17 protein-coding genes and 1 tRNA gene are annotated in these 24,512 nt (G+C 56.1%); 11 read left to right on the top strand and 7 right to left on the bottom strand.

Going from position 1 to position 24,512, the window contains the following annotated elements:
- Positions 1 to 8: 8 nt before the first annotated feature.
- The 5 genes from AB6729_RS06950 to AB6729_RS06930 all read left to right on the top strand — a co-directional run bounded on the left by AB6729_RS06950 (position 9) and on the right by AB6729_RS06930 (position 4,494).
- Positions 9 to 971, top strand: a complete 963-nt coding sequence (locus tag AB6729_RS06950) for a GDP-L-fucose synthase family protein (RefSeq protein ID WP_371081199.1) — start codon at positions 9 to 11, stop codon at positions 969 to 971.
- A gap of 25 nt (positions 972 to 996) precedes the next feature.
- A complete protein-coding gene (locus AB6729_RS06945; RefSeq protein WP_371080852.1) occupies positions 997 to 1,704 on the top strand; it encodes a CAP domain-containing protein in 708 nt (235 codons plus the stop codon).
- A gap of 106 nt (positions 1,705 to 1,810) precedes the next feature.
- Positions 1,811 to 1,885: transfer RNA gene (locus AB6729_RS06940), tRNA-Asn, on the top strand.
- A 249-nt stretch (positions 1,886 to 2,134) separates the two neighbouring features.
- Positions 2,135 to 3,292 (top strand): hypothetical protein, encoded by a 1,158-nt coding sequence (locus AB6729_RS06935; protein ID WP_371080851.1) that lies wholly within the window; start codon positions 2,135 to 2,137, stop codon positions 3,290 to 3,292.
- Entirely contained in the window at positions 3,289 to 4,494 is a 1,206-nt protein-coding gene (locus tag AB6729_RS06930; RefSeq protein ID WP_371080850.1) for a hypothetical protein, read from the top strand. The genes AB6729_RS06935 and AB6729_RS06930 overlap by 4 nt, the downstream gene beginning before the upstream one ends.
- A gap of 33 nt (positions 4,495 to 4,527) precedes the next feature.
- Here the strand turns inward: AB6729_RS06930 and AB6729_RS06925 are convergent, their stop codons facing one another.
- The 6 genes from AB6729_RS06925 to AB6729_RS06900 form a co-directional block, all read right to left on the bottom strand.
- Positions 4,528 to 6,156, bottom strand: a complete 1,629-nt coding sequence (locus tag AB6729_RS06925; RefSeq protein WP_371080848.1) for a DUF5597 domain-containing protein — start codon at positions 6,154 to 6,156, stop codon at positions 4,528 to 4,530.
- A 24-nt stretch (positions 6,157 to 6,180) separates the two neighbouring features.
- Positions 6,181 to 7,635 (bottom strand): tetratricopeptide repeat protein, encoded by a 1,455-nt coding sequence (locus AB6729_RS06920; protein ID WP_371080847.1) that lies wholly within the window; start codon positions 7,633 to 7,635, stop codon positions 6,181 to 6,183.
- Between the two features lie 88 nt (positions 7,636 to 7,723).
- Entirely contained in the window at positions 7,724 to 11,272 is a 3,549-nt protein-coding gene (locus AB6729_RS06915; protein ID WP_371080845.1) for a carboxypeptidase regulatory-like domain-containing protein, read from the bottom strand.
- 247 nt (positions 11,273 to 11,519) lie between these two features.
- Positions 11,520 to 13,379, bottom strand: a complete 1,860-nt coding sequence (locus AB6729_RS06910) for a beta-galactosidase family protein (RefSeq protein ID WP_371080844.1) — start codon at positions 13,377 to 13,379, stop codon at positions 11,520 to 11,522.
- Positions 13,380 to 13,476: 97 nt separating this feature from the next.
- The gene (locus tag AB6729_RS06905; RefSeq protein WP_371080843.1) at positions 13,477 to 15,048 is read right to left on the bottom strand and encodes a sodium/solute symporter; all 1,572 of its coding nucleotides are present in this window, start codon (positions 15,046 to 15,048) and stop codon (positions 13,477 to 13,479) included.
- The gene (locus AB6729_RS06900) at positions 15,045 to 16,073 is read right to left on the bottom strand and encodes a LacI family DNA-binding transcriptional regulator (RefSeq protein WP_371080842.1); all 1,029 of its coding nucleotides are present in this window, start codon (positions 16,071 to 16,073) and stop codon (positions 15,045 to 15,047) included. The genes AB6729_RS06905 and AB6729_RS06900 overlap by 4 nt, the downstream gene beginning before the upstream one ends.
- A gap of 164 nt (positions 16,074 to 16,237) precedes the next feature.
- On the opposite strand from AB6729_RS06900, the gene AB6729_RS06895 reads away from it, so the two are divergent.
- The 3 genes from AB6729_RS06895 to AB6729_RS06885 all read left to right on the top strand — a co-directional run bounded on the left by AB6729_RS06895 (position 16,238) and on the right by AB6729_RS06885 (position 20,952).
- A complete protein-coding gene (locus AB6729_RS06895; protein WP_371080841.1) occupies positions 16,238 to 18,040 on the top strand; it encodes a CRTAC1 family protein in 1,803 nt (600 codons plus the stop codon).
- Between the two features lie 249 nt (positions 18,041 to 18,289).
- Positions 18,290 to 20,404: a tetratricopeptide repeat protein gene (locus AB6729_RS06890; RefSeq protein ID WP_371080840.1), complete on the top strand. Its 2,115-nt coding sequence runs from the start codon at positions 18,290 to 18,292 to the stop codon at positions 20,402 to 20,404.
- Positions 20,404 to 20,952: a hypothetical protein gene (locus AB6729_RS06885; protein WP_371080839.1), complete on the top strand. Its 549-nt coding sequence runs from the start codon at positions 20,404 to 20,406 to the stop codon at positions 20,950 to 20,952. The genes AB6729_RS06890 and AB6729_RS06885 overlap by 1 nt, the downstream gene beginning before the upstream one ends.
- A gap of 31 nt (positions 20,953 to 20,983) precedes the next feature.
- Here the strand turns inward: AB6729_RS06885 and panD are convergent, their stop codons facing one another.
- Positions 20,984 to 21,328 carry an aspartate 1-decarboxylase gene (panD, locus tag AB6729_RS06880; RefSeq protein ID WP_371080838.1) on the bottom strand — a complete coding sequence of 115 codons (345 nt, stop codon included), beginning with the start codon at positions 21,326 to 21,328 and terminating at the stop codon, positions 20,984 to 20,986.
- A 190-nt stretch (positions 21,329 to 21,518) separates the two neighbouring features.
- On the opposite strand from panD, the gene panB reads away from it, so the two are divergent.
- Genes panB through coaBC form a run of 3 tightly spaced genes read left to right on the top strand, consistent with a single transcriptional unit; the run spans position 21,519 to position 24,504 of the window.
- Positions 21,519 to 22,433, top strand: coding sequence for a 3-methyl-2-oxobutanoate hydroxymethyltransferase (gene panB / locus AB6729_RS06875; RefSeq protein ID WP_371080837.1), 915 nt, complete (start codon positions 21,519 to 21,521; stop codon positions 22,431 to 22,433).
- Positions 22,424 to 23,296 carry a pantoate--beta-alanine ligase gene (gene panC / locus AB6729_RS06870; RefSeq protein ID WP_371080836.1) on the top strand — a complete coding sequence of 291 codons (873 nt, stop codon included), beginning with the start codon at positions 22,424 to 22,426 and terminating at the stop codon, positions 23,294 to 23,296. Before panB ends, panC begins: the two co-directional genes overlap by 10 nt.
- Positions 23,293 to 24,504 (top strand): bifunctional phosphopantothenoylcysteine decarboxylase/phosphopantothenate--cysteine ligase CoaBC, encoded by a 1,212-nt coding sequence (gene coaBC / locus AB6729_RS06865; protein ID WP_371080835.1) that lies wholly within the window; start codon positions 23,293 to 23,295, stop codon positions 24,502 to 24,504. Before panC ends, coaBC begins: the two co-directional genes overlap by 4 nt.
- Positions 24,505 to 24,512 lie beyond the last annotated feature (8 nt).

Here is a 24,512-nt window from a genome sequence, read left to right as displayed (position 1 = left end):
TGTCCTACATGCCGAAGGATGCGCCCATCTTTGTTGCCGGGCATGGTGGCCTGGTGGGTTCGGCGATTGTGCGCGAACTGAAGCGGCTTGGCTATACGCAGGTTCTAACGCGTTCGCGTACGGAACTGGATCTGCAGGATGCGGAAGCAGTGCTGCATTTCTTTCAGGAGACGAAGCCGCAATTTGTGGTGCTGGCGGCGGCGAAGGTGGGTGGCATTCTGGCCAACAACACCTATCCCGCCGACTTTATTCACGACAACCTGAAGATTCAGAACAGCGTGATTGAAGCTTGTTATGCGACGGATGTGGACCGTCTGCTGTTCCTGGGATCGAGCTGCATTTATCCCAAGATGGCGCCGCAGCCCATGCCGGAAAGCTGCCTGCTGACGGGACCGCTGGAACCGACGAATCGTCCGTATGCGTTGGCGAAGATCGCTGGCATTGAGATGTGCTGGTCGTACAACCGGCAGTTTGGCACAAAGTATCTGGCGGCCATGCCGACGAATCTCTACGGACCGAATGACAACTTCGATCTGAAGAACTCGCATGTGCTGCCGGCATTGATTCGCAAGACGGCGCAGGCCATCCGGGACGGCGCGGAAGCAGTGGAAGTGTGGGGCAGCGGTACGCCGAAGCGCGAACTGCTGTATTCCGACGATCTGGCCGAAGCGTGCGTGTATCTGCTGAATCTGCCCGCAGAGGAATATGCAAAGCTGCTGCGCGAAGACACGCCGCCGTTGATCAATATCGGCACGGGCGAGGATGTGACAATCCGCGAACTGGCCGAAACTGTTGCGCGTGTTTTGGGGTTCAAGGGAGTGTTGCGCTTCGACCTTACGAAGCCAGACGGCACACCGCGCAAGTTGATGGATGTTTCACTGATTCACAGCCTGGGATGGAAACACCGTGTCGAACTGGAAGAGGGGATTCGACGCACGTGGGAGGCTGTACGGGGTGAATTGGCGGGTTAGAACGGTTCTTCTGGGGATGTTTGTGATGTTGTGCCGTTTGACTGTGGCACAACATACGGTCGCAGAACAGTACTTGTTTCAGGCTATCAACGCAGAACGTGCCGCTGCGGGTCTGCATGCGGTTGCGTGGAATCCAACACTGACGCATGCAGCACAGGAGCACGCGTTGCGTATGCGGTCTGCACAGTCGATCTCGCACCAGTTTCAGGGGGAATCGGGACTGGCAGAGCGTGCGGCTGCCAGTGGATCGCGATTCTCGCGTGTTGCAGAAAATGTGGCTACAAGCACCTCGATTCTGGAGATGCATACGGCGCTGATGAACTCACCACGTCATCGTGACAACATTCTTGATCCGGCAGTGAATTCCATTGGTATTTCCGTTGTAGTTTCCGGGCGGCAGATGTGGGGTGTGGAAGACTTTGCGCGCGATGTGCAGCCACTGTCCTATCGTCAGCAGGAGACGCAGGTGGCACAACTTATATCGGCTGCAGGAGTTTCCAGTGTGGCTGCCAGTGAAGCTGCACGTGCCACATGCAGGCAGTCTTCCGGCTATCAGGGTGACAGGCCAGCATTTGTCATGCGCTTCAGTTCGACCGATCTGAATCGCTTACCGGCTCAGTTGACCACGCGCATTGCACAGGGTGGATTTTCCAGCGCAGCAGTCGGCGCATGTGACATGCAAAGTAAGTCCAGCTTTGCCACGTACAACATTGCTGTTGTGTTGTATCCCTGAACAGGCTGGAAGAGAGAGGCGAGCCTTTGACCTCAGCGCGCTTGTTTGTTATAAAGGGAATGCGAGTTGAGCCGGAGCCCGCCCTCCGGCACCTCGTTCATCCTGATCCGCAGTAGCTCAATGGCAGAGCATTCGGCTGTTAACCGAAGGGTTGTAGGTTCGAGTCCTACCTGCGGAGCCAATCTTCTTCAATCGCTAATGAGAATGACTGGTTGCACCTTGAGGCCGCCTTGGGCCTTTTGTGTCCTTACTTTCCATAAGCTTACCGAATAATTTCTGCACCTCATTGAAGCTGTCCCGGGAGCCAAAGTTCATCAGCTTCCATTTTGGCCTCATGTGCTTGTAAGCCTGTCGTTAGGTCCGCGTGCATATTGAAACTCAGCGGGAAAGGGCTTCGCAAAGCTGCTGTCCGCGGAGCATACTATCTGCGATGTTTCAGCGACCAATTCTGCCACAGCAAATTGCTGCTTCTCGAAGAGAGTTTCTGCGCGGCGCCATCGGTGCGCTTTCTGCGAGTACGGTGCGCAGTGGTTTTGCCGCTCCGTTGTCAGCCGCAGTGCAGCCGTCGCAGAAGACCATCGTAGTGACCTTTGGCGGTGGTGCACGCGATGAAGAAACATTTGCGGAAGAGGGGCAGGAGAATATCCCTAACCTTCTACACACGCTGCTTCCGCAGGGCACATTCTTTACGCAGGTGCGTAACGGTGGCATCCTTGGCCACTATGTTGCCACGGCGAGCATTGTCACGGGTGTGTACGAACGCTTCAATAACTTCATCGCACAGCCGCCTCCGAATCCCACTTTGTTTGAGTATTACCGCCGCGCGTTGAAGCGACCGGTGACGGATACATGGGTGATTGCGCCCAGCAATGGCTTTCAGAAGATTGGCGGCAGCAGCCATGCACGCTTTGGTCCGCAGTATGGTGCGGGAGTGATCCTTCCCAAGCGGCTTCTTAGCACGGCCATGCAGAAGGCGTCGTCAGGAGCGGACCTGCAGCATCTGCTGCAGGATAACTACGAGATGCCGGAGTACCAGGTGTTGTCGACATCGCAGGACCGTGAACTGCACCTGGAAGCGCTGGAGTCTACGCTGCGACTCTCGGTGGCAGATTTTGTGAAGCATGCGCAGACACTGGATAGCGCTGATGAACTTTCGTTGTTCATTACACGGCGGCTGATGGACCAGCAGGCTCCGTCGTTGATGATGCTGACCCTGCATGACATGGACGTGGCGCACTCCGGGGCGTATTCGCTTTATATCGACGCCATTCGCCGCGCGGATCGGCTGTGCGCGGAGTTGTGGCAGTCGGTGCAGGCGCACCCTGAATATCGTGACCGCACGACGGTGTACATCATGCCAGATTTCGGGCGCGATGCCGATGACGATCCATCCGGCAACGGATTTCAGCATCACCGCACAGGCAGCGACATGGCGCGGACCACATGGCTATTGGCAATGGGGCCTCATGTTCGGCAGAACGTAGTCGTGGAGCGGCCCATTGAGTCGATTGACCTGGTGCCAACGGTGGGTTGCCGCCTTGGATTCAGCACAGATACACCGGGCCGTTGCATTGAGGAACTGCGATGACGCCTGCGGATCTACAGACTGCAAGCTTTGCAACGTATCCTCCTCTTGCGCGGGCGTTCGCCATTCGGCATCTGGGGTTATTGCGTGAGTTGCCGATGAGTGTGTGCCCGTCGTTCCTGGTGCAGATCATCGCGCTGGATATTCGCTTTCCTGTGGAACGGGAGACGCTGGAGTGGCAGTGTACGGTGCTTGAATCGATGGAGGCGCAGCGTCGCACTTCTTTGCTGGCCCCACTGCGTGTCATTACTTTGCCGTCGGAACTTGAGCGGACGAACTGGGTCCAATCTCCGGGAGCGTATGTGGAGCAGCTCACGGCATCGCTTTGGTCCACGGGGCAGATCAACACTTTTCATGCTGCATCGAAGGCTCTCTTTGAAGCCATTCCAGAACAGGCCGACACGACGGACAGGTTGTTGTTGATTGTGCTGGGGCATGGAGCAGACGTCTCGCGGCCATCGCTGATGCGCAAGCTTGCTCGGCAGGGCATTCGGCTGGAGGGAATCGACGCGGCCAGCGCGAAGGCGCAAATGCTGGCGGAAGTGGCCGAACGAGCGAAACGAATGCCTGCACCATACACACACTGGTATGTGGATGGCGGTACTGCGTGGGATGTTCCCGCTTCGTTTGATCCTGTTGTGAGCACGAGTTATACGCAGCTTGCACCGCTGCGCAGCCACGTGCTGACACAGATGAAGTCGATCCTGCAGAGCGGCCAGTCTGGCGCAGAGCAGATGCGCACGCAACTGTCTAAGATGTCAGCGCAAAGCTCCGGTAGTTCACGCGTTACACCTGATCCAGTTCTGCAGCGCTTCTATACGGAGCTGTTCACAGAGGGCTCAGGGACGCAGATATTCAGCACGTCGTTCGTTCAGTGGGCTGGCAGAGAGCTGGCCCGCCGTGCGCAACCAGCCACGCTGCTGTTACGTTATGGCCCACGTCAGCGCCACCGTGGACTGAACGAGATGGTAGAAGAACCGGATTCGATAACGCCCGATCCGGAAGGTGCGCTGGTGGATGCGGAGATGAATGCGTTTTATAACTGGATCGCGATGAAGCGGATCGCTGCACCGGGACGACTCACCACGCTGGCGTGGGCAGAGGGGAGTTCGCGTGCGGTGTTGATCAGTCCGGACACGAAACCGAACACGATCTCCAACCGCCCGCTTACCATCTCGCAGGCGCTTCGTGCAAAGTACGTCTGACACCAGCACGTACTTCGCACAAGCGGAATCACGCTAGAAGGTCCCGAGCCGGATCTTCACAACGGTGTCGGCTCCACGATGAAAGTTCAAACCACGGTCGGTCTGATCGCCATTCCACAGGCGCGTCGGTTTCCATGTGCCGTTTTCATAACGGCCTTCTTCAGCAGAAAGAATCTGCATGCGGATGCCCGGCAACTTACCCTCCGTATGAAAAGCGACGCTGCTTTCAATCCCGGTAACGAGGAATTCGTCAGGCCCAAGCTGCGCAACAAGCGCGCGTCCTTCATGGTTCGGCGTACCGGGAACACGCTGCCCATCGCGCTGCGGGAAACCAAAGCGGACAGAGGCTTTCCACTTGCCGAAGTCAAGTTCCTGTTCCGGCTGTCCCGGCAGTTCCATCGCTGTCTTCAGGGCGCCCTGAAAGTTCAACAACGCAAGCTCGCGTGCCATGGGATTCAGCAGCGCATAGTTCCGCGTATGTGCCACTGGGCCTTCGCCGTCTTTGAAGGTCCATCCCGTGTCGTCCACGCCAAAGGGTGAGAAGCCAATGGTGCCGTGACCAAGTGCGAGGAAGAGGTACGGTGCATAGTCGTCGCCGTTGCCGGTTTCCGGAATCCACAGCGCATTGTCCGGTCTTGCATAAGTCTCAAGCACCTTTGTGTAGAACGCGGGATCAGAGGAGTAGATGTCCGGACCAATTGCATCGATGGATGGTGCAAGAGCCTTCCACAACGGAAGCATCCACTGGGTTGGTCCACCCGATGGATATTGAATGCCAGGATTGCGGACCTGCCGTTCGGGAAGCTCAGCAATGGGATACGAGAGCCACACGTTGCAATACATGGGGATGTTGAACTTCGCCTTACCTGCCGCGGCGATTTCATTGAGGTACTTCGCCTGATGATAGGCCTGGAAGGTTTCATCGGCGTCTCCACCGAAGACTTCGCTCCAACTACCAGACTTCGTATGAAGCGCATGCGTAAGATCGGCTGGCACAGCGCCGGCGAATTCGCGGTTCGACGCGGTGGAGAAATCGCGTGGCGATCCAATGTTGCCGGATTCATTTTCTACTTGCACAAGGATGACGGTGTGATCCTGTGCGTCGATCTCGGCGAGATGGCTCATCAGGGCTTCGAAAGCATGCTTGTCCGCATCGAGATTTGTCTGCGACTGCGCGGAGAGCACGTCGATGGGATCGCCATCGCGGTTGAGCACGCGCGGATACTTCTGCGGATTCGTTTTCACCCACTCCGGAACGTAGTGCATGTTGCCGTTTTTCCATGTTCCAAACCAAAGCACGACGAGACGGAGGTTGTGTTCGCGGCTGCCCTTTACAAGCTGGTCGACAGAGGAGAAGTCGAACTGGCCGGGATGTGGTTCCAACTGCTCCCAATAGATAGGCGCTTCGATGGTATTGGCATGCATGCGTTGCAGAGCTGGCCACACTTTGGGAAGCGTGGAAGGCCACGTGCTGGAGTTGTTGATCTGAGCTCCCAGGACAAGGTATGGAGCGCCGTCAACGAATAATGCATGATGACCGTCGTGTTCCACCATGCGCGGTGACTGCGATGTCTGAGCGTGGCTTGCTGAAGTGATTGCGCAACCTATGGCCGCGACCATGAACCGCAGAGTCAAGCGTTGCAGGGCAGAGAACGGAATCATCGAAAGTTATCCTTCCATCGGCGGTTACGGCTGTTTATCCACGGTAAGAATGCGGACGATCTTCTGCATCCTCAGGCTGTTTGCGTCCTTGTTTTCCTGGCGAAACTTCATCTCAAGCTGTACTTCCGCTATAGCTTCTTCGCGGCGCCCCATGCGGCTATACGCGCGCGACAGCCGATAGTGCGCATCGGCAAAATCCGGCTGCAGAGCGATGGCATGTTCCAGCGATGCTGCGCTCTCATTCCACTGATTGCGCGATTGCTGCAGGATGCCCATCTGATACCAGGTGTCTGCAAGCTTCGGGTCTGCGCGCAGTGCGTTTTGCAGCAGATGCTCGGCCGTCTGTGAATCGCGCGCTTCCGTCGGGCGCTGAAGGATGGCCGTGGCTGCGTATGTTGCCGCGACAGCGTTTTCGGGATGCTCCTTTGCGAAGCCTTCCAGTGCAGTGCACTCCTGCAACGACGCAGCCGTTGCATCGGCACAACTGCGGCCCAACATGTCCGCAGCCAATGTGTCGTTGGGCGAACGTAGCAGCATGGTGTAGAACTCCGGAGCGGCCAACGGATACATCGCGTTGTTGAAGTACGCCGCGCCCAGGGCCAGATGCATGCGTTGGCTCTCAGGGAATTTTTCCGTGCCGTACTTGAGGATTTCGATTGCAGGACCAAAGGTGCGATGCTGCAGCAACTCGTTCCCATACGCGACAATCATCGGTTCGGAGGGATCAAGACGCGCGGCACTTTCAAAGGAGCGTGCGGCTTCTTCGTAATCGCCAGTTGCTTCAGCCGTTTCAGCGAGCAATGCCAGAGCAGGGGCGGATTGTTGCAGACCGTCTGCAGAGCGCAGCACGTCACGGGCCTCGGATGGACGATGACTTTGCAGAAGCGCCGATGCCCAGTCCATGCGCAGTTCCAGAGGCACGGCCTGTCCACCGGCAGTGAGATCCATGCTCGCTTTTTTGAAGGCGGCGGCTGCGTCCGAGGGACGTTTGCTCTGCATGAATGCTGCAGCAAGGGCCAACTGCGTATCGGCCCTGTTTGGATTTCGGGATGCGACCTTTTGAAGCAGCGGTAACGCGGAATCCACGTTCCCCGTTTTCAATTCCGCCAGTGCAAGATTGAACGCGATGGCATCATCGGTGGGACGACGTGCGTGAGCCTGGCGAAGAAACGGAACGGCTGCGTTGACGTTTTCAGCTTCAGCAAGGGCCATGCCTGCGGCTGCCTGAAGTTCGAATCGACAAGGGTATTTCTTTGCAAGAGCGACGAGATCGGGTTGTGCGGATGCAACGTCATTGGCATCCAGGCTGGCAAGCGCCTTGCGTTCTTTTGCTGCATCTTCCGGTGTCATGGTCCTGGCTGCGCATGACGCTGTGCTGGAATGAGCGACGTTGTTCTTTGGGGAGGAACTCTGCGCAGTAGTAGCCTGCACGCCGATGAGCGTGAGTGCAACCGAAGGAATGAGTAGGATGCGACGCACGAACCTTCCGAGCAAAAATGGAGTATTTCCTAAGCAGGAAATGCAGCCGGTCTCCCGGCTGCATTCCAGTGTAAGCAGAGCAGACGCGTTAGAAGTTGACCTTCGCGGCGAACTGCCAGAATCGCGAGTCGGGATAGAACTGTCCCAGACTGCGGGCTGAGGTGATCTGTCCACCACCGGTTCCAATGTTGGCATTGGGGTTGCCGTAAGCGGGCGTATTCAGCAGGTTGAAGTAGTCGGCACGCAGTTGCAGAGAAGCTTCACGCCAGATGGTGAAGTTCTTGAACAGCGAGCCATTGATGCGCTCGTAGCCGGGACCGTAGATCGAGTTGCGAGGCGACCCGAGATAGCGCAGGGCAGCAAGTCCACTGATCTGTGCCCCTGAAGGGACGGCCGGAGGATTGACGAAGGCACAGGGGTTGTACCAGTGAGTTGGGGTTCGTGTCTGCGTCGGGCAGGAATATCCCGCCAGATCGGTACGGCTCGCGTCAGGTGATCCGCCTCCCTTGAACGGATCGCTAATGAGGTACGGGTGCGTGGTAGCACCGGATTGCGTGGTGACGCTGCTGTTCATGCTGAAGGGATTTCCCGTCTGCGCGATGAACGTCAGGCTGTTGGTCCAGCCGCCGAACACCAGGTTCATGAAGCCGGGATGGTTACCGAACTGGCGTCCAACACCATACGGAAGAGCATAAGAACCATTGATGGTGAAGCGGTGACGAACGTCGATCGGCGAGTTGCTGTAATCGGAGCCGATGCCGATCAGGTTTGGATTGCGATACCCCGCATCGCCCGTGCTGCCTAGCGGTGTCGGAGAATTATCGAGTGCATGTGCATAGGTGTAGCTGGCCAGGAAGCTGAGGCCGTTGTTCATGCGCTTATCCAGCTTTGCCTGGAGCGAGTTGTAATTGGATGCTCCTGCATACGAACTGTATGCCGTGCCACCGATCGTCGGGAACGGACGGTAAGGCGTGACGTCCACACCCGGCGCCAGGAGGGAGACAGGGCCGTTCTTGTCAGGGAACACGATGAGGTGACGTGAGTTCGATCCAACGTACGCCACGCTGGCAGCAAGCGTACGCGACAGCGAGTATTCGAACGCCAGATTGAACTGCTGGCTGTATGGCGTCTTCACCTGTGCATCCGATCCGCGAAGACTTGGATTGGATACAGAGTTCTGCAATCCGGCTGCAATTGCAGTTGAGAAGCCATTTTCCAGCGTGATGCCATTGTTCTGGCAGTTTGTGGTGGTGCAGGCTCCATGCAGGGTTGTGGAGTTATATCCAGACTCGAATTGGAACGGATAGTTCAAGCCCAGGTTTGGGTAGTAGCCAGCGCTTTCCAGTCCGCCAAAGAAGATGCCGTAACCGGCGCGCATCACGAGGCGGTCCGTAACTTTGTAGGCGAAACCGACGCGTGGTGCAAAGTTTGTCTTCTGTGGCTGCACCAGGAAGCGGTTGCTGGTGTATTGGATGTTGATACGGTTCGCCGTCATCGTATTCGTGAAGCTGGGCGCTAACGTCACTCCGGCTTGTGAAGTGGGTAAGAGATAAGTGCCCGTACCGGAGCTGGCTCCGATGCTGTTCACAATGAAGGCTGCCTGGTGATCGTGGCGTTCCTTATAGGGTTGCGCATATTCGTAACGCAGACCCACGTTGAGTGTGAATTTGGGTGTGATCTTCCAATCGTCCTGGAAGTACCCGGCGCGAATCCAGCGCACATCGTCCGTGGTGGAGATGTTGGTGACGTACGCGGTGTCCATGTTGTTGGTGAGGAAGTCAGCAACGCCAGAGCCGCTGTATGCGACACCACCCACGGTGGGAGAACCTTGTGCTGCCGTGAACTTGCCGGTGAAGTTGTAAGCACCGCGAGGTTCAATCGGCTGCAGAGTGGAGAAACGGATGCGCTGAAAGCTGACGCCCATACGGATGCTGTGGCTCCGAACGATCTTGGTCACGTTGTCCAGAATCTGGTAGACGTTCTGATACTCGTTCGTGGGAGCCCATGTGGGAGAGCCGAAGGAGGAGATACCCGTAACGGCGACGTTTGGCAGGCCGCCGTTGTTTGCTCCGCCAGGGATGCCGCCAAGGCCAATGCTGGCTGCAACGCCGCTCTTATCGGTGTTCGGAGGATTGAAACCGAAGTTGCCATAGTTGTAGCCGAACCGGATTTCGTTTACGAAGTTCGGATTGAAGACGTGCGTTTCACTTGCTGCCAGAGCTTCTGACAGATTGACGATCGTGCCCGTGTCGCCGAAGCCGCCGCCATCAAGCACATTGCCGAACACCGGGGTGCGCGTGCCTGGCGTGTTGGAGTAGCTTGCGCGAACGAACGCCTGATCCTTCTGCGTGGCGTTGTAGTCCACGCGCACGTCGAACTGCGTGGTGTTATCCACGGCATTTCGGTTGCTGAAGTAGTTGTTGGTGATCAGGCCATTCACGCTCTGGTTGGGGGCCGGATACATCTTGAGGATGTTCAGAGCGGTCTGGTTGATCTGGCTGGGGCAGAGGACGTTCAGCTTGCCATTGCATGAGAGCGGGGTGGCCTGATTGCCGGAGTTGGGTTGCACGAGCTGCACCGGTGTGGCGCCGGTCAAGTTCGTGTTCAGCAGTTCAGAGAAATCGCCCTGCCGCATCAGCGCCGTGGGTACGCTGTAGTTTCCGCTCTCGCCAAAGATAATGCGGTTTGCTTCTGCATCGCCGAAGAAGAAGAGCTTGTCCTTGATGATGGGGAAACCAATCGTTCCGCCGAACTGGTTCTGACGATACTTCGGCACAACGCGATTGCCGAACGATGCCCATTCGTGAATATCAAACGCATCGTTACGGATGTATTCCCATGCAGAACCGTGAATGCTGTTGGTGCCGGACTTCACAGACACGTTCACGACTGCGCCAGCGGAGTGGCCGTATTCTGCGCTGTAGGAGCCGGTCTGGACCTTGAACTCTGCCAGTGCCTCCGGTGGTGGCTTCACGTTGTAGGACGCACCGTTGAAGAAGTCCACCACGTTGACGTTGTTGTCGACACCGTCCAGCAGGAAGTTGTTTTGCTCGGAACGCATGCCGTTGGCAGAGAAGTCGCCCTTGCCGGCACCACGTGAACCATTGCCCGGTGCGATGCCAGCGGAAAGTTGCGCGATGAAGACGTAGTTGCGGCCATTCAGCGGCGTGTCCACGATGGTCTGCGCATCCACCACCTGCCCGGTCGAACCGTCTTCGGTCTGTAGCAGCGGCGGTTCGGTGGTTACCTGGACGGTTTCCTCTGAACCGATGGCAAGGCCAATGTTGATGCCGGTGCGTTCACCCACGTGAAGCTGCACGTTGTCCTGCTGCTTGGTAGCGAAGCCGGGGGCGGCCACCTTCACGCTGTAACGTCCGATCTTCAGCGGCGAGAAAGTGTAGAGGCCTCTTGAGTCAGTCTTATCGGACTGTGTGAATCCGGTGTCCACGTTCGTTACCGTAACCGAGGCATTGGGCACCACGGCGCCCGACGGGTCGGTCACTGTTCCAGTGATTGTGCCCTGATCTACCTGGGCGTGAAGGGGGGAAAGCGTGAGGAGGAGTGCCGCCAGGAGTGCGGCCCATATCCATTGCCTGCTTCTGCGTCGTGTTTCTGAGTAATCCCTGATTGCTTTCATGCGAAATAGGCCTCAAAGGGTAAAGTGGAACGGGAAGTGATTCAGCGCTCGTGAATCCGTATACATTCACGTGGCCACAGAAGCTACTGAGTCGAAAGATTAGGTGTCAAGCATATTTTTTTGAGTCGTTTCAAAGCCCGCGTGCAGAGAGGCAGTGCCGGGAGGGTGCGTAGGTTTTCCAGGGAGCGATAAGTCTCGAGCACGCCGAAAAGAACGGGCGTGTGCTGCAGTCGCATGGCGGTGAGCGCTACTGCGACTCGCGACTGTGCGTTACGGCTCCGTAGACGGGATCGTGCACTGCGGTGAGGTTTTCGTGTCGGCTATTGCCCTCAAGGTCGAACCATGTGATGCGATTCGCTCCGGCGTGGAGCCATGGTGCCGGCGTATACAGCGTGAATTGCGGCCCAATTGACCAGAAACGGCCCAGGTTGTGCGCACCCAGCCAGAGCTGTCCTTTGTGAAGTCCGCGCGTGTCGAGGAACGTATCGGCGGGACGGTCGACGGTCATGGTGGTTCGGAAGAAGCAGGGACCAGTGCAGGCGCCAGAACGGAACCGTAGGCGGGAGAGGTCCTGCATGGGAAGCGAAAACATCTCCCATCCGCTTACTTCCGCATCGCCCAGCATGACCTTTTCCGTGATTCCGGTGCGTTCTGTCAGGATGGCGTGGGAGTAATTGACGCGGCCGGTGTTCTCCACCAGAATGTCGAGCACTGCGCCGTCACGAAGACCCGAAGGCAGTGTCACAGTGGATTGATCCAGTCGGCGGTCGAGTGTGCCGATCTGCTTTCGATCCACATACACCACTGCGTAGTCATGCAGACCGTTGACGGTGAGCGTGTTTCCTGCGTGTGCAGGCAAGGTGGTGCGGTAGAGTACGTAGCCGAAGTTCTGATCCAGGTCTTCGAAGGTGAGCGGTGTTTCAGAATGGACTGGCCTGGGCAGATTGTCCCAGAGTGAGGCCGATTCCTTAACTGCGCCAACAGGGAAAACGCGACGTTCCGAGGCCTTTGGCACTGGCATTGGGCTGGTGTGCGTTGCGGTGGCAATAGCCTGTTGCAACAACGCATATTTGTAGCGCGGCGAGCCGGATTCATCCAGTGGAGCGTCGTAATCGTAGCTGGTGGTGTCTGGATGGTAGTCCTTGCCTGTGTGAGAGTCAGCGCCGTTCATCCATCCAAAACTACTGCCGCCATGGAACATGTACATGGAGACTGAGTAGCCGTGCTCCAGCATCCATTGAAACTCCTGCGCTTCTTTACGGCCGTCGGTTTCGTGATGTTCTTCGCCCCATTTGTCGAACCATCCGGCCCAGTATTCACCCACTATGCGCGGACCGCTGGGCCGAAACTTCTCGAGCATGGCAGTGGAGGTGGCGGCATTGCCCGCGCCGAAGTTCACTGCAGCCGGAAGATCCGGAAGCGAGCCTTTGGCCAGGTCCGAGGCCTGGTTGGACGTGAACATCAGATCGTCGCCGAGTCCCGCGTGCACCATGTCATCCTTCACCTGCTGCAGATAGTTCAGATCGTCGCCGAAGGCCCCATATTCGTTCTCGACCTGGACGGCGATGATGGGGCCACCGTTCTTCAGCAGCAGTGGTTTCACCTCGACGGCCAGCCTCTGAAACCAACGCTGGACGGCCGCATGGTATGCGGGATTGGTTGATCGCAAGGTAAGCGTGCGATCTTTCAGCAGCCAGGAAGGATAGCCTCCAAGCTCCCACTCCGCACAGACGTACGGGCCGGGACGCAGGATCACATTCAACCCCTGGGCCTGCGCATCATGGAGAAACGCAGCAAGGTCATTCTGTCCGCTGAAATCGTAGACTCCTGGGCGTGGTTCATGCAGGTTCCAGAAGGCGTAAGTGGTGATGGTATTCAGTCCCATTGCTTTTGCTTTTCGTAGCCGGTCACGCCAGTATTCACGCGGGATACGCGGATAATGCATTTCGCCGGAGATGACCTGGTAGGGCTTGCCATCCATGAGGAAGTCTCGCCCTGAGACGGTGAAGCTATGAACCGGCGCGCTCTGCGCCTGAGCGTGTTGTGAACCAACTGGAAAGAAGGCGAGTACGCATGTAGCGAAGGCAGAAGCACGGAGAACAGGCAAAGTCATAGGAATCCCGGAATTGGGGAGAATTGTATACGGATTCATGATTTGTGGTTGAACCAGAACCTTTTTAGGCACGCCCGGCATAGTCAGATCGTTAGAACCACCAGATGTTGAACCAGACGCACGCAATGAGCATCAACAGTGCCAGCAGTAGAAGGTAAGCGTTTGTGCTGGAAACTGCGACGAGGCTCCATTGCAGACGGCCTGCCGCAGCAACATTTCCCCGCGGGCTGAGGAGCCACGCTGCAATTGCCGCGATGGTGAAGGCATAGATTGCGGAATGGAAATTGGCCGTCATGGTGCTGCCGTAGTGCAACCATTCGCGTGACACGGCCACGGAATGTGCAAATGAAAAGCTGGAACCCAGGAGAAAGCCAAGGATGGCTCCCCGCTCATTTGTCCTTCGTGTCAACATTCCCAGCAGAAACACTGCCCAGAACGGCGCTGCGAACACGGAGAAGATTAACTGGATATGTTCCATGAGATCGCGGAAAAGGAAATTCAGATAGGAGGCAGACAGGCTCAATAGCATTGCGGCAAGTACCGCAAAGTGCCCCATGCGGAGATAGTGGCGATCGTCACGGTCTTTGCAGATGGTGGTGCGATAGATATCTTCCGTCCAGAGTGCAGCGAAGGCAGAGACGTTGGAGGCAAGGCTGGACATGAGACTTGCCGCAAGCGCGGTTAAGCCTAAGCCTTGCAGCCAGGGTGAATACAAGATCGTCATCATCCGTGGCAGAGTGCGGTCGTAGTGCTCGGAGGTCTGTGGCAAAACATGTATTGCTGCAAGCCCAGGAACAACGACCAGCAGAGAAAACAGCAGTTTGCCGAACCCAGCCCACAGTGGAACCTGTCGTGCGTCATTCTCTTTGCGAGCGGCAAAGGCGCGCTGCATCATGACAAAGTCCGTGCACCAGTATCCAAAACCCAGGACGAAACCCAGACCTGCCACCACACCGAAACCGTCCATGCGTGCCTGGGGTGCAAAGCTGTGCATGCCGTGCCACAGATGCAGATTCTGTGACATGTCTGATCGCCCATGAAGTTGCAGCAACCGGAAGCTGCGCAGTGCTAACGGCAGCAATCCTGCCACAATCACAAAGAACTGGAAGAGTTCGTTGTAGATGGTGGCGCGAATGCCCCCGAGGAAAACATAGACGATCACGATGAATGCGCAGCAGAGAATCCCCCACTCGAACGTCATGCCGATGGTGACGGTAAGCACCTGGGCCATGGCGTACAGGCTGATGCCAGACAGCAGGAGCATGATGCATGCGGTAACACATGCGTTTAACAGCCGCATGCGTGGACCGTAGCGCACCATCAGGTATTCCGGGACACTGGTAATGCCGTTGTGCAGATAGACCGGCATCATCCACAACGCAAGAAAGATCATGCCGGGGATGGCGCCAATCAGGTAGAAGTGAAACGCGAGTGCGCCGTAATGCGCTGCCATGGCACTGAGGCCGACAATTTCCAGTGCGCCGCAGTTGGAAGCAAGATACGCAATGATGACAATCGGCAAGGGCAGAGTGTGTGAGGCGTTCAGGTAATCGCCAGCCGTGGCGAATCGTCTGCGCGATTTCCAGCCGATCAGCATGGTGATGAGGCCGTATGCAGGAAAAAACCAGACGCCGAAACCGAAGCGGGAAACTCCGGTGGTCATGATTTCCGGCGCGATGTTTTGCTGGTCCGTTCTCTGCGCCGCGGCGGGGCCGTTGTCTCGCGCACGATCAGTTCTGTCGGCACGGAAAGCTGTATGCCCAGGCTTTCGATATTCGCTTTTGAAAAATCGAGCGCCTCAAGGCAGACTTTCGCAAGCCGTTTGCGTGGTGTACGGATGGTCGACAACGGAGGCTGGCAAACCTCGCTGAGAAGAATGTCATCCAGGCCGATGATGGAGAGATCGTGTGGTGCTGACAGGCCGAGCCGGTGCAATCCCTGTGCGGCTCCCAGTGCTGTCAGATCGTTTGCCGTAAGTATCGCGGTGGGAGGCTCTGCTGCTTTCATCAACGCGGTCACCTCACGTTCTCCGCCAGAGACGCGATAGTTTCCATGACGCATCAACTCAGGATGCAGAGTCACTCCGGCGCCGCGAATGGCCAGCTTGAAAGCGTTCGCACGAACCTCTGTTGTGTGCGGTCCTTTCATACCACCGATATAGCCGATGCGAGTGTGACCCAGCGACACGAGGTGGCGCACCGCTTCCGCGAAGCCGCGTTCGTAGTCGATGGAGACATCGCTGCAGCCCACATGAACTGTTCTGCGATCCACGGTGGTTAGGGGAACACGCCGGCGCAACAGGGGTTCGACAGACTTCGTATCGAACTCCGATGCCATCAGCACTGCGCCATCCACCTGCCGCATCAGCATCCGTCGGATGGACTTCAGCAGTTTCTCCGCCGTCTGCGCGCTGGTCAGAAGAACTTCATGATCGATCTCAACCAGCAGATCCTCAAATGCTCCAAAGAACTCCGCGAAAAAAGGGTTCAGCATATCGGGGACGATGAGGCCGTAGGTTTTGCTGCGTCCGTATTTCAGTGTGGTGGCGCTGGGGTTAGGGATGAACTGAACTTCTTCCAGGACTTTGCGGACGCGCTGCGCTGTGTCTTCACGGACGATCGTCGACCCGTTGATGACGCGCGAAACCGTGGCACTGGAAACTCCTGCCCGCCGTGCGATCTCACGCATGTTCATATCGCATCCACTATACCCGGACACATTTTGAATTGCTGTTCCGGTTGTGGCCATGATAGGTTCTATGCTCGTCTGCATGTCGCCGCTGCAATTCTTGATCGGCAGGCATTTTCAGGACCGGGTGTGTTCCTTTGAGACTGCGCTTTTTGTGTTGCCTGATGTTGTCGACCCTGCTCGTGGCCAGGTGTTACGCGCAGGGAGGATCGTCGAGCGGACCACCCGCTGCGCCTGTCTATGGCGAAGATCACAAACCCATTACCGAAAGCGGCTTCGTTAAGTCTGGTCTCATTGTTTTTAAAGAAGATGCAGCGGCTGCGGGGCTAACGAGCTGGCACCACACCATGGGAACGCCAGAGAAGTCGCTGATCCTGGAAACAACCGGTTCCGGTGTGGCGATGATCGATTACGACCGCGACGGTTGGATGGACCTTTATTTCGTAAACGGTTCCACGTGGGATGCGGAGAAGGGTAAGACACGCGCGCCGCATGCTGCGCTGTTCCATAACAATCATGACGGGACCTTCACGGATGTGACGACAAAAGCTGGCGTTGTCAATGATCGTTGGGGCTTCGGTGTGGCCGTCGGAGACTACGACAATGACGGCTGGCCCGACCTTTACGTTTCGAACTACGGCAAGAATCGGCTATTCCACAACAACCATGACGGCACCTTCACGGATGTTGCAGAGAAGGCGGGTGTGACGCTTGGCAACTGGTCCACCGGCGCCACTTTCGGCGATTACGATGGCGACGGGCGCCTGGATCTTTTTGTGCCCGGTTATGTTCATTTCGATATCAACCATCTGCCGCTGTCGGGCTCTGCGGAAGTGGGATATCTGAACTGCTCGTTCCGTGGGACGCATACCATGTGCGGCCCCAAAGGGCTTCGCGGTGAGCCGGACCATCTGTTTCATAACAATGGTGATGGAAGGTTTACCGACGTTAGTGAAAAAGCCGGCGTCGCGGATAAGAAAGGAAATTACGGCTTCAGTTCCACCTTTGTGGACATGGATGGCGACGGTAAACAGGACTTACTTGTTACGGATGACTCTTCGCCGAACTACCTGTATCGCAATCAAGGGGACGGCACATTTGAGGATGTCAGCCTTATCTCCGGCTTCGCGTTGAATCAACAGGGACGCGACCAGGCAAACATGGGACTTGCGATTGGCGACTACCGCAATAACGGGTTGCTTGACCTGTACACGGGCACCTTCTCTGACGACTACAAACCGCTCTTCCGCAATGAAGGCGATTTGAACTTCTCCGAAATCACACCGGAGATGGGCATTGCTGCGCCTACCTATCCGTTCCTGACGTGGGCCACCGGGTTTATCGATTTCGATAACGATGGATGGAAGGACATTTTCCTGGTGAATGGACACGTGTATCCGCAGGCTGATCATTCTGATTGGGGAACATCGTTTCGGCAAAGGCCACTGCTGTTCCACAACATGAATCAGGGGGCGAAGTTCATTATGATGCCGCCGGTTGTGGGATCAGGGCTTGCCGAAGTGATTCCAGGGCGTGGTGCTGCGTTTGGCGATCTGTTCAACGACGGCAGGATCGATGTGGTGATTAACAATCTGGATCAGTCGCCGTCGCTGTTGCGGAATGTGGATGCCAATACGAATCACTGGGTGGGGCTGCAGCTTGTGGGTGCAGGGAAAACGCCGAAAGACGCTACGGGAACGACGGTCTACCTGACGGCCGGAGGCTTGCGGCAGCGTGGCGATGTGCTCAGCGGCGGAAGCTACGAATCGAATAATGATCCACGCGTTCACTTTGGACTTGGCAGCGCGAACAGCATCGATGGCGTGGAGATTCACTGGACTGACGGCAGCGTCGAAAAACTGAAACTGCCCGCAACAGATCGCTTTTACACCATTGAACAAGGACGCGGAGTAATTGCAGGGGTGTACCATGCTCCTGCGCCGGTGCATGCCGTTTCGAAAAAGTAAGCGGAAGTACAAACAACTATGTCTATGAGACTTCGTCTCCATCCGCAAATCGCAGGCCGACTCCTTATAGGATTCGGAATACCTGCTCTGCTTGTGTTCGCACTTTTGCCTTCCGGAAAAACGTATGCGGGGCAACAGAGCGGGGGCGGAAACTCAGCGGCGACGCCACAGTACACGGCTCCAATTTATGCTCCCGCTACGATTCCTGCTCATGCGGAACTTGATCCAGAGCGGAAGAAGTGGGCGGATATGATCCGCCACAGTTATGACTTCGGCGTGATGTTGGACAACATCTCGCTACCAGGCAACGCGCAGGTGGAAGGCGGCGATTTTATTCAGCCCGGCGCTTTTCCCACTGCGCAGTATTGCGGATATTGCCACAAGGAAGCTTTTGCGGAGTGGCGTCAGTCTTTACATTCAAATTCTTTCCGCACGCCGTTCTATCGCACCAGCGTCAACATCGTGATCAACACGAAAGGCATTCAGTTTTCACGCCATTGCGATAGCTGCCACAATCCCATTGCCGTGCTTTCCGGTGCGTTGACGAAGAACTCGATGGTGGATCGTCGCTTTGATCAGGATGGCGTCACCTGCATGACATGCCACTCCATTGGGAAGGTGCAGTCCACCCTGGGCAATGGTGGTTATGTGATGAATGTGCCCTCAGTTATGACAGATGCCCAGGGCGCTCGCATACCCGGCCAGGTGCCATACAAGGAGATTCTGGCGTATCCTGATCGTCACGCTGCTGCTGTGATGCGTTCGCTGATGAAGCAACCGGAGTTCTGCGCCGCATGTCATAAAGCAAATTTGCCTGACTCGTTGAATGAGTACAAATGGATTCGTGCTTTCACGACATACGACGAGTGGCAGAACTCCAAGTTCTCAGAGCAGAATCCGCTTACGTTTTACAAAGGGAGCTACCTGCCCTGTCAGGGCTGCCACATGGAGCGCTTCGATGCTTCTCTTCCTGAGCCGGGAGCCAAGCATGGAAGCTTTGCATCGCACCGCTGGGCTGCGGGAAACACGGCTGTGCCAATGTATTACGGCTTTGATGAACAGATCGACAAAACAATTGCGTTTCTGAAACGTGGCACCTTCCTCAATGTCGATCTATTTGGTGTGAAGATTAACGGCAGCAAGAACCTTGTGGCGCCGTTAGGTGAACAAAGCTTCAACATAAAACCGAATGATGTTGTGGAAGCTTACGTTGTTGTACAGAACAAGAACATTGGCCACTCGCTTATCCCCGAGGTGCGTGATCTTTTTGAAGCATGGATGGAGTTTGAAGCCAAAGATGTCACAACTGGTAAGGTGATCTATCACAGCGGCTATCTCAAAGCCGATGGGTCGCTGGACGAATCAGCGCACAGCTTTACGAATCGTCCTGTGAACACAGGCGGGACCTTTGTCGACAACCATAAAGTGTGGACGATTCATTCTGTTGCCTATGACAACACCGTGTCTGCTGGCCGTTCTGTTCTTGTGCGTTACGAGTTCCGTGTGCCTGGCGATGTGAAGCAGGGCGTTTCCATCACAGCACGTGTCAACTATCGGCATCTCCGGCATAGCTATACGGACAACATCTTTGGCAAGGGGACCGGCTACAAAGAATTGCCTGTCGTGGAAATCGCTTCGCGCACACGCCTTCTCGCGATGGGAGCCAATCCTCCGGAGCGTGCTGTTGCAGGCGATAATCCCACGTGGATGCGGTGGAACAATCTCGGCATCGCGTTGCTGGATCAACTGCAGTACGGTGATTCGCTTAACGCCTTCCGTGAAGCGTTGAAGCTGCACCCGAACGATGCAGACGGCTATACCAACATGGCGCTCACAAACATTCAATGGGAGAAGTTTGCACCGGCGCGTACTGCGCTGGAAAAAGCGTTGACACTGAGTCCCGGCAATGCGCGTGCACTCTATTACCTTGCGCTTGTGGAGCGGCGTGACGGCAATACCTCGCAGGAGGTTGCCGATCTCAAGCAGGTAGTCGCTCAGTATCCGCGGTCGATCGACGCGAGAAGGGAGCTGGGTGTTTCGTACTATCAGTCCGGCGACCAGAAGGCCGCCATGGAACAGTTCCAGGCTCTACAGAACATCGATCCTGACGATGTGGCAGCACACTACAACCTGTCGTTGCTATATCGCCGCAACGGAATGAAAGACAGTGCGAAACAACAGGGAGCACTGTTCGCCCTTAAGAAGACCGATCCCGGCGCCCCAACGTACTCACAGGATTTTCTTCGGATGCATCCGGAGATTTCTACCGAGAGCATCCCGTGGCACGTCCACTCCAGCCTGCACCATGCTCATCTTGCAGATGGTAGTGCTGTAACGGAAACACCATTGGGGAGTTCGCACTGATGCGTGCTTCATTGCGTTGGTTCACACTGATGATCTTTACGCTGCTTCCGCATGTTGCGGGTGCGCAATCCTTGTGTCCCTGGCTGAACCAGGCAACCGCCAGCGGTGCTCTGGGAGTGGATGTGACCATGCACGTTACGTTATTGCCTCAGTCGCCACATCTGGCAAGGTTGCCACAGTCGTCCTATCCGGTAAGCGATCCACGACCGAACGGCATGTGCGAGTTCACAACGCATGACCAGCGGTCGACTCTGCGAATCAAGGTCGCGACGATGACCCATCCGAAGAAGGAGTACGCCGCTGCCATTCGATCGTCCTGCCCAGGTACATCACGTTCACTGATCGGAGTAGGGAATCAGGCGATCGCATGTTCTTCACCGAGTAATGGCGGAACCGAAGACCGAGTTGTGGCGTACGTTCGCAACCGACTCATGGTGCTACGATGCAGCCATCCGCCGATGGAAAGTGTTCATTGGCAAGGAAGCGACGTCACCTCAGATGCCGTGGTGCAGGCTATTGCTGAGCAAATTGCCGGTTCCATGTATTGAACAAAGACCGCATGCGAATGAATGCCGGTTCTTATGCGCCAGGGAGAGGCTTGTTGCTCTCATCCAAAAGAACGACACGAGGAGTGTGTTCCCTGGCAGCACTTTCTGTCATCCATGAGAATGCTGCAATGATGATGACATCGCCTACCTGTGCGAGCCTTGCGGCAGCACCGTTCACCTGAATTTCCCCCGTGCCTGCTGGCTGAGGGATGGCATATGTTTCCCAACGTTGGCCGGTGTTTACGTTCCACACATGTACCGCTTCGTTTACCAGAATGCCTGATTGACCCAGAAGATCCGTATCGATGCCGATGCTGCCTTCGTAATGAAGATCCGATTGTGTCACCGTTGCACGGTGCAGCTTGGACTTCATCATCTTCACACTTGCTTCCATAACCCTCCGGCTTGTCGCCGCATGGTGAGCGGTCGCCTGCCAAGGTTAAGTGTAAGGCGCGCAGGCAAAAGACTCTAGCCGCAAGGGAGCTTTTGAGCCTTCCTGGTGCCAGCGACTATACTTGCTGTACGGGCTGCATCCGCACATGGGACGGAGTGGCACTGGAGTAGAGATGAGTCAGACAGAGACCAAGGACGCTCTGCGTCCTGCGGCAGCGACAAAAGTCACGCCGCAAACGCTGCTGCAAAGCAAACGCGCTTTCACACCCCTTACAGCACTTACCGCTTACGACTATCCGACCGCTCGACTTGCGGATGAAGCAGGAATCGACATGCTTCTTGTGGGCGATTCCCTGGGCACAGCTGTTCTCGGATACGACAATACGCTCCGCGTCACGATGGACGACATGTTGCATCATGCACGTGCTGTGCGGCGGGGAACGAAGCGCGCGCTGCTGGTGGTGGACATGCCTTACGGCAGTTATCAAGTCTCAATTGAAGATGCAGTGCGAAACGGATTGCGCTTCTTCAAAGAGTGCGGGAGTGAAGCAGTCAAACTGGAAGGTGGAATTGCTTACGCACCGCACGTGAAAGCGTTAACGCAGGCGGAAATGCCAGTAGTAGGACATATTGGCTTGACTCCGCAATCAGTCCATCGCATGGGTGGCTATCGCGTGCAAGGACTTTCAGAGATGGATGCAATGCGTCTGCGCGATGATGCGCTGGCGCTCGAAGAGGCTGGCGCAATTGCGATAGTGCTTGAGGGCATACCCAGGGAGCTTGCTGCGGAAATTACAGCTTTTCTTTCCATTCCAACAATCGGAATTGGAGCCGGTCCTGATTGTGACGGCCAAATTCTGGTGTTCCATGACTTGTTCTCTCTGTCGTTCACACGGAAGCCGAAGTTCGTGCGTTCGTTTGGAGATGGACGGTTGTTAATGGAGCGGGGGATCAGGGACTTTCGTGATGCCGTTATGGCAAAAACCTTCCCCGACGATCATGAGAGCTATCACATGCCTAAGGCTGAGATAGTCGCAGAACGTGATGTTGCTTCCACGAAACAAAGGGAAGTATCCGTATGCAAATAATCTCATCCCCACTGGCAATGCGTGCCGCCTGCAAAGCTTACCAGCGTGGTTCTGCACAGCAGACGATTGGCCTGGTGCCTACTATGGGCGCGTTGCACGAGGGGCATCTTTCATTGGTTCGAGCCTCACGGAAAAGCTGTGACCGCACCGTAGTCAGTATCTTCGTCAACCCGTTGCAATTTGGTCCTGCGGAAGATCTGGCACGCTATCCACGCACCTTCCAGCAGGATTGTCTGTTGTTGGAACAGGAAGGCGTTGATCTGCTCTTTGCGCCTTCCCCGGAGGAGATGTATCCGCCGGGGACGGAGACCATTGTGGATGTTCCTGTGATTGGCGCGCGGTTGGATGGCGCATCTCGACCGGGGCATTTCCGTGGCGTTGCCACAGTAGTCGCGAAGCTTTTCAACATTGTGCAGCCAGGCTGTGCTTTCTTTGGAGAGAAGGATGCGGCGCAGGTTGCGGTGCTTCGCAAGATGGTGCGCGATCTGAATTTTGATCTGAATCTGGTAGTGTGTCCAACGGTCCGTGAATCAAGCGAGTTGGCGATGAGTTCCAGAAATCGCTATCTCAGCGAAACAGAACGCATTGAAGCCGAGACTCTCTCGCGGTCACTCCGTGCCGTGATGGATATTGTGAGGCAAGGGGAGCGTCGTACATCGGTAATACGTGAGACTCTGAGCAAAGAGCTTATGCATTCGAATGTATTGAAAATCGACTACGCAGATTTAGTCGACCCAGACACGCTTGAAACTCTCGACGAAGATACATTGCCTGCTGAAACTCTCGTTGCTGTAGCAGCATGGATCGGCACGACGCGATTGATCGACAACTGTACGTTGCGGATCGATGGAGCAAACGCATGAAGGTTATTCTTGGTGTGTGTGGGGGAATTGCGGCTTACAAAGCGGCTGAACTTCTCCGTGAACTTCAGCGTCGCGGAGCGACAGTCCAGGTCGTGATGACTGCAAATGCGGAGCGGTTCGTCACGCCACTGACCTTCGCGGCACTGAGCGGTTCGCAGGTAATGACATCTCTGTGGCAGACCACACACAGCGAAGCTTCTATAGCCGACGGGGAAGATTTCGATATTGAGCACATCCAGATAACTCAGAATGCTGATGTGTTGGTTGTGGCTCCGGCTACAGCAAACATGCTCGCCAAGATGGCTCATGGGTTTGCGGATGACTTCTTATCCGCAACCGTTTTGGCCGCTACGATCCCGATTATCGTCGCACCTGCGATGAACCTTCATATGTGGGAGCACCCGGCAACGCAGGCAAATCTGAAGACGTTGCAACAGCGCGGCGTCCAAATTGTTTCACCAGAAAGTGGTGAACTCGCTTGCGGAATGGTGGGTGCGGGGCGGCTCGCAGAACCCGGCGCGATCGCGGATCGCGTCTTCGCCACGTCAGGGCGAACGAAGGACCTGGTTGGCGAAACAATCCTCATTACTGCTGGAGGAACCCGTGAACTCATTGATCCGGTTCGATTCATCGGAAACCGTTCCAGCGGAAAGATGGGAGTAGCGCTGGCCCATGCCGCGTTGGAACGTGGTGCAAGAGTCATACTTGTGGGTGCGTCCCTGGCTGTGCCAACACCTCCGGGATGTGAATCGATCCGAGTGACGACAGCGGAAGAGATGGAGTCCATTGTGCTCGGACGTTTGACCGAAGCATCGATGGTTATCATGGCTGCTGCGGTTTCGGACTACCGGGTTGCATGTCCTGCACCGGAGAAACTCAAGAAGAAAAACTCACTGACGCTGGAACTGTTACCAACTCGAGATATTCTTCGTCAGGTTGTAGAGCAGCGGCATGCAGGCACAATCGTGATTGGGTTTGCGGCTGAGACAGAGAATGTTCTTGAAGAAGGAAGGCGGAAGCTTCGTGCAAAAGGCGCGGATCTGATTGTCGCGAACGATGTTTCCTATGCAGACAGTGGGTTTGAAGCTGATGTAAACGAAGGCATTCTCATCTCCCAGGATGTTGAGTTACCGCTGCCGCGTGGTTCGAAACGAGAGATGGCAGACCGCATCCTGGATTGGACTCGCCTTCGTCAATCTCGAACGTGAAAAGGATG

The sequence above is a fragment of the Terriglobus sp. RCC_193 genome, from assembly GCF_041355105.1.
Lineage (GTDB): Bacteria > Acidobacteriota > Terriglobia > Terriglobales > Acidobacteriaceae > Terriglobus.
The sequence above is the reverse complement of the archived record's forward strand: the minus strand, read 5'-3'. Positions and strand labels throughout refer to the sequence as shown.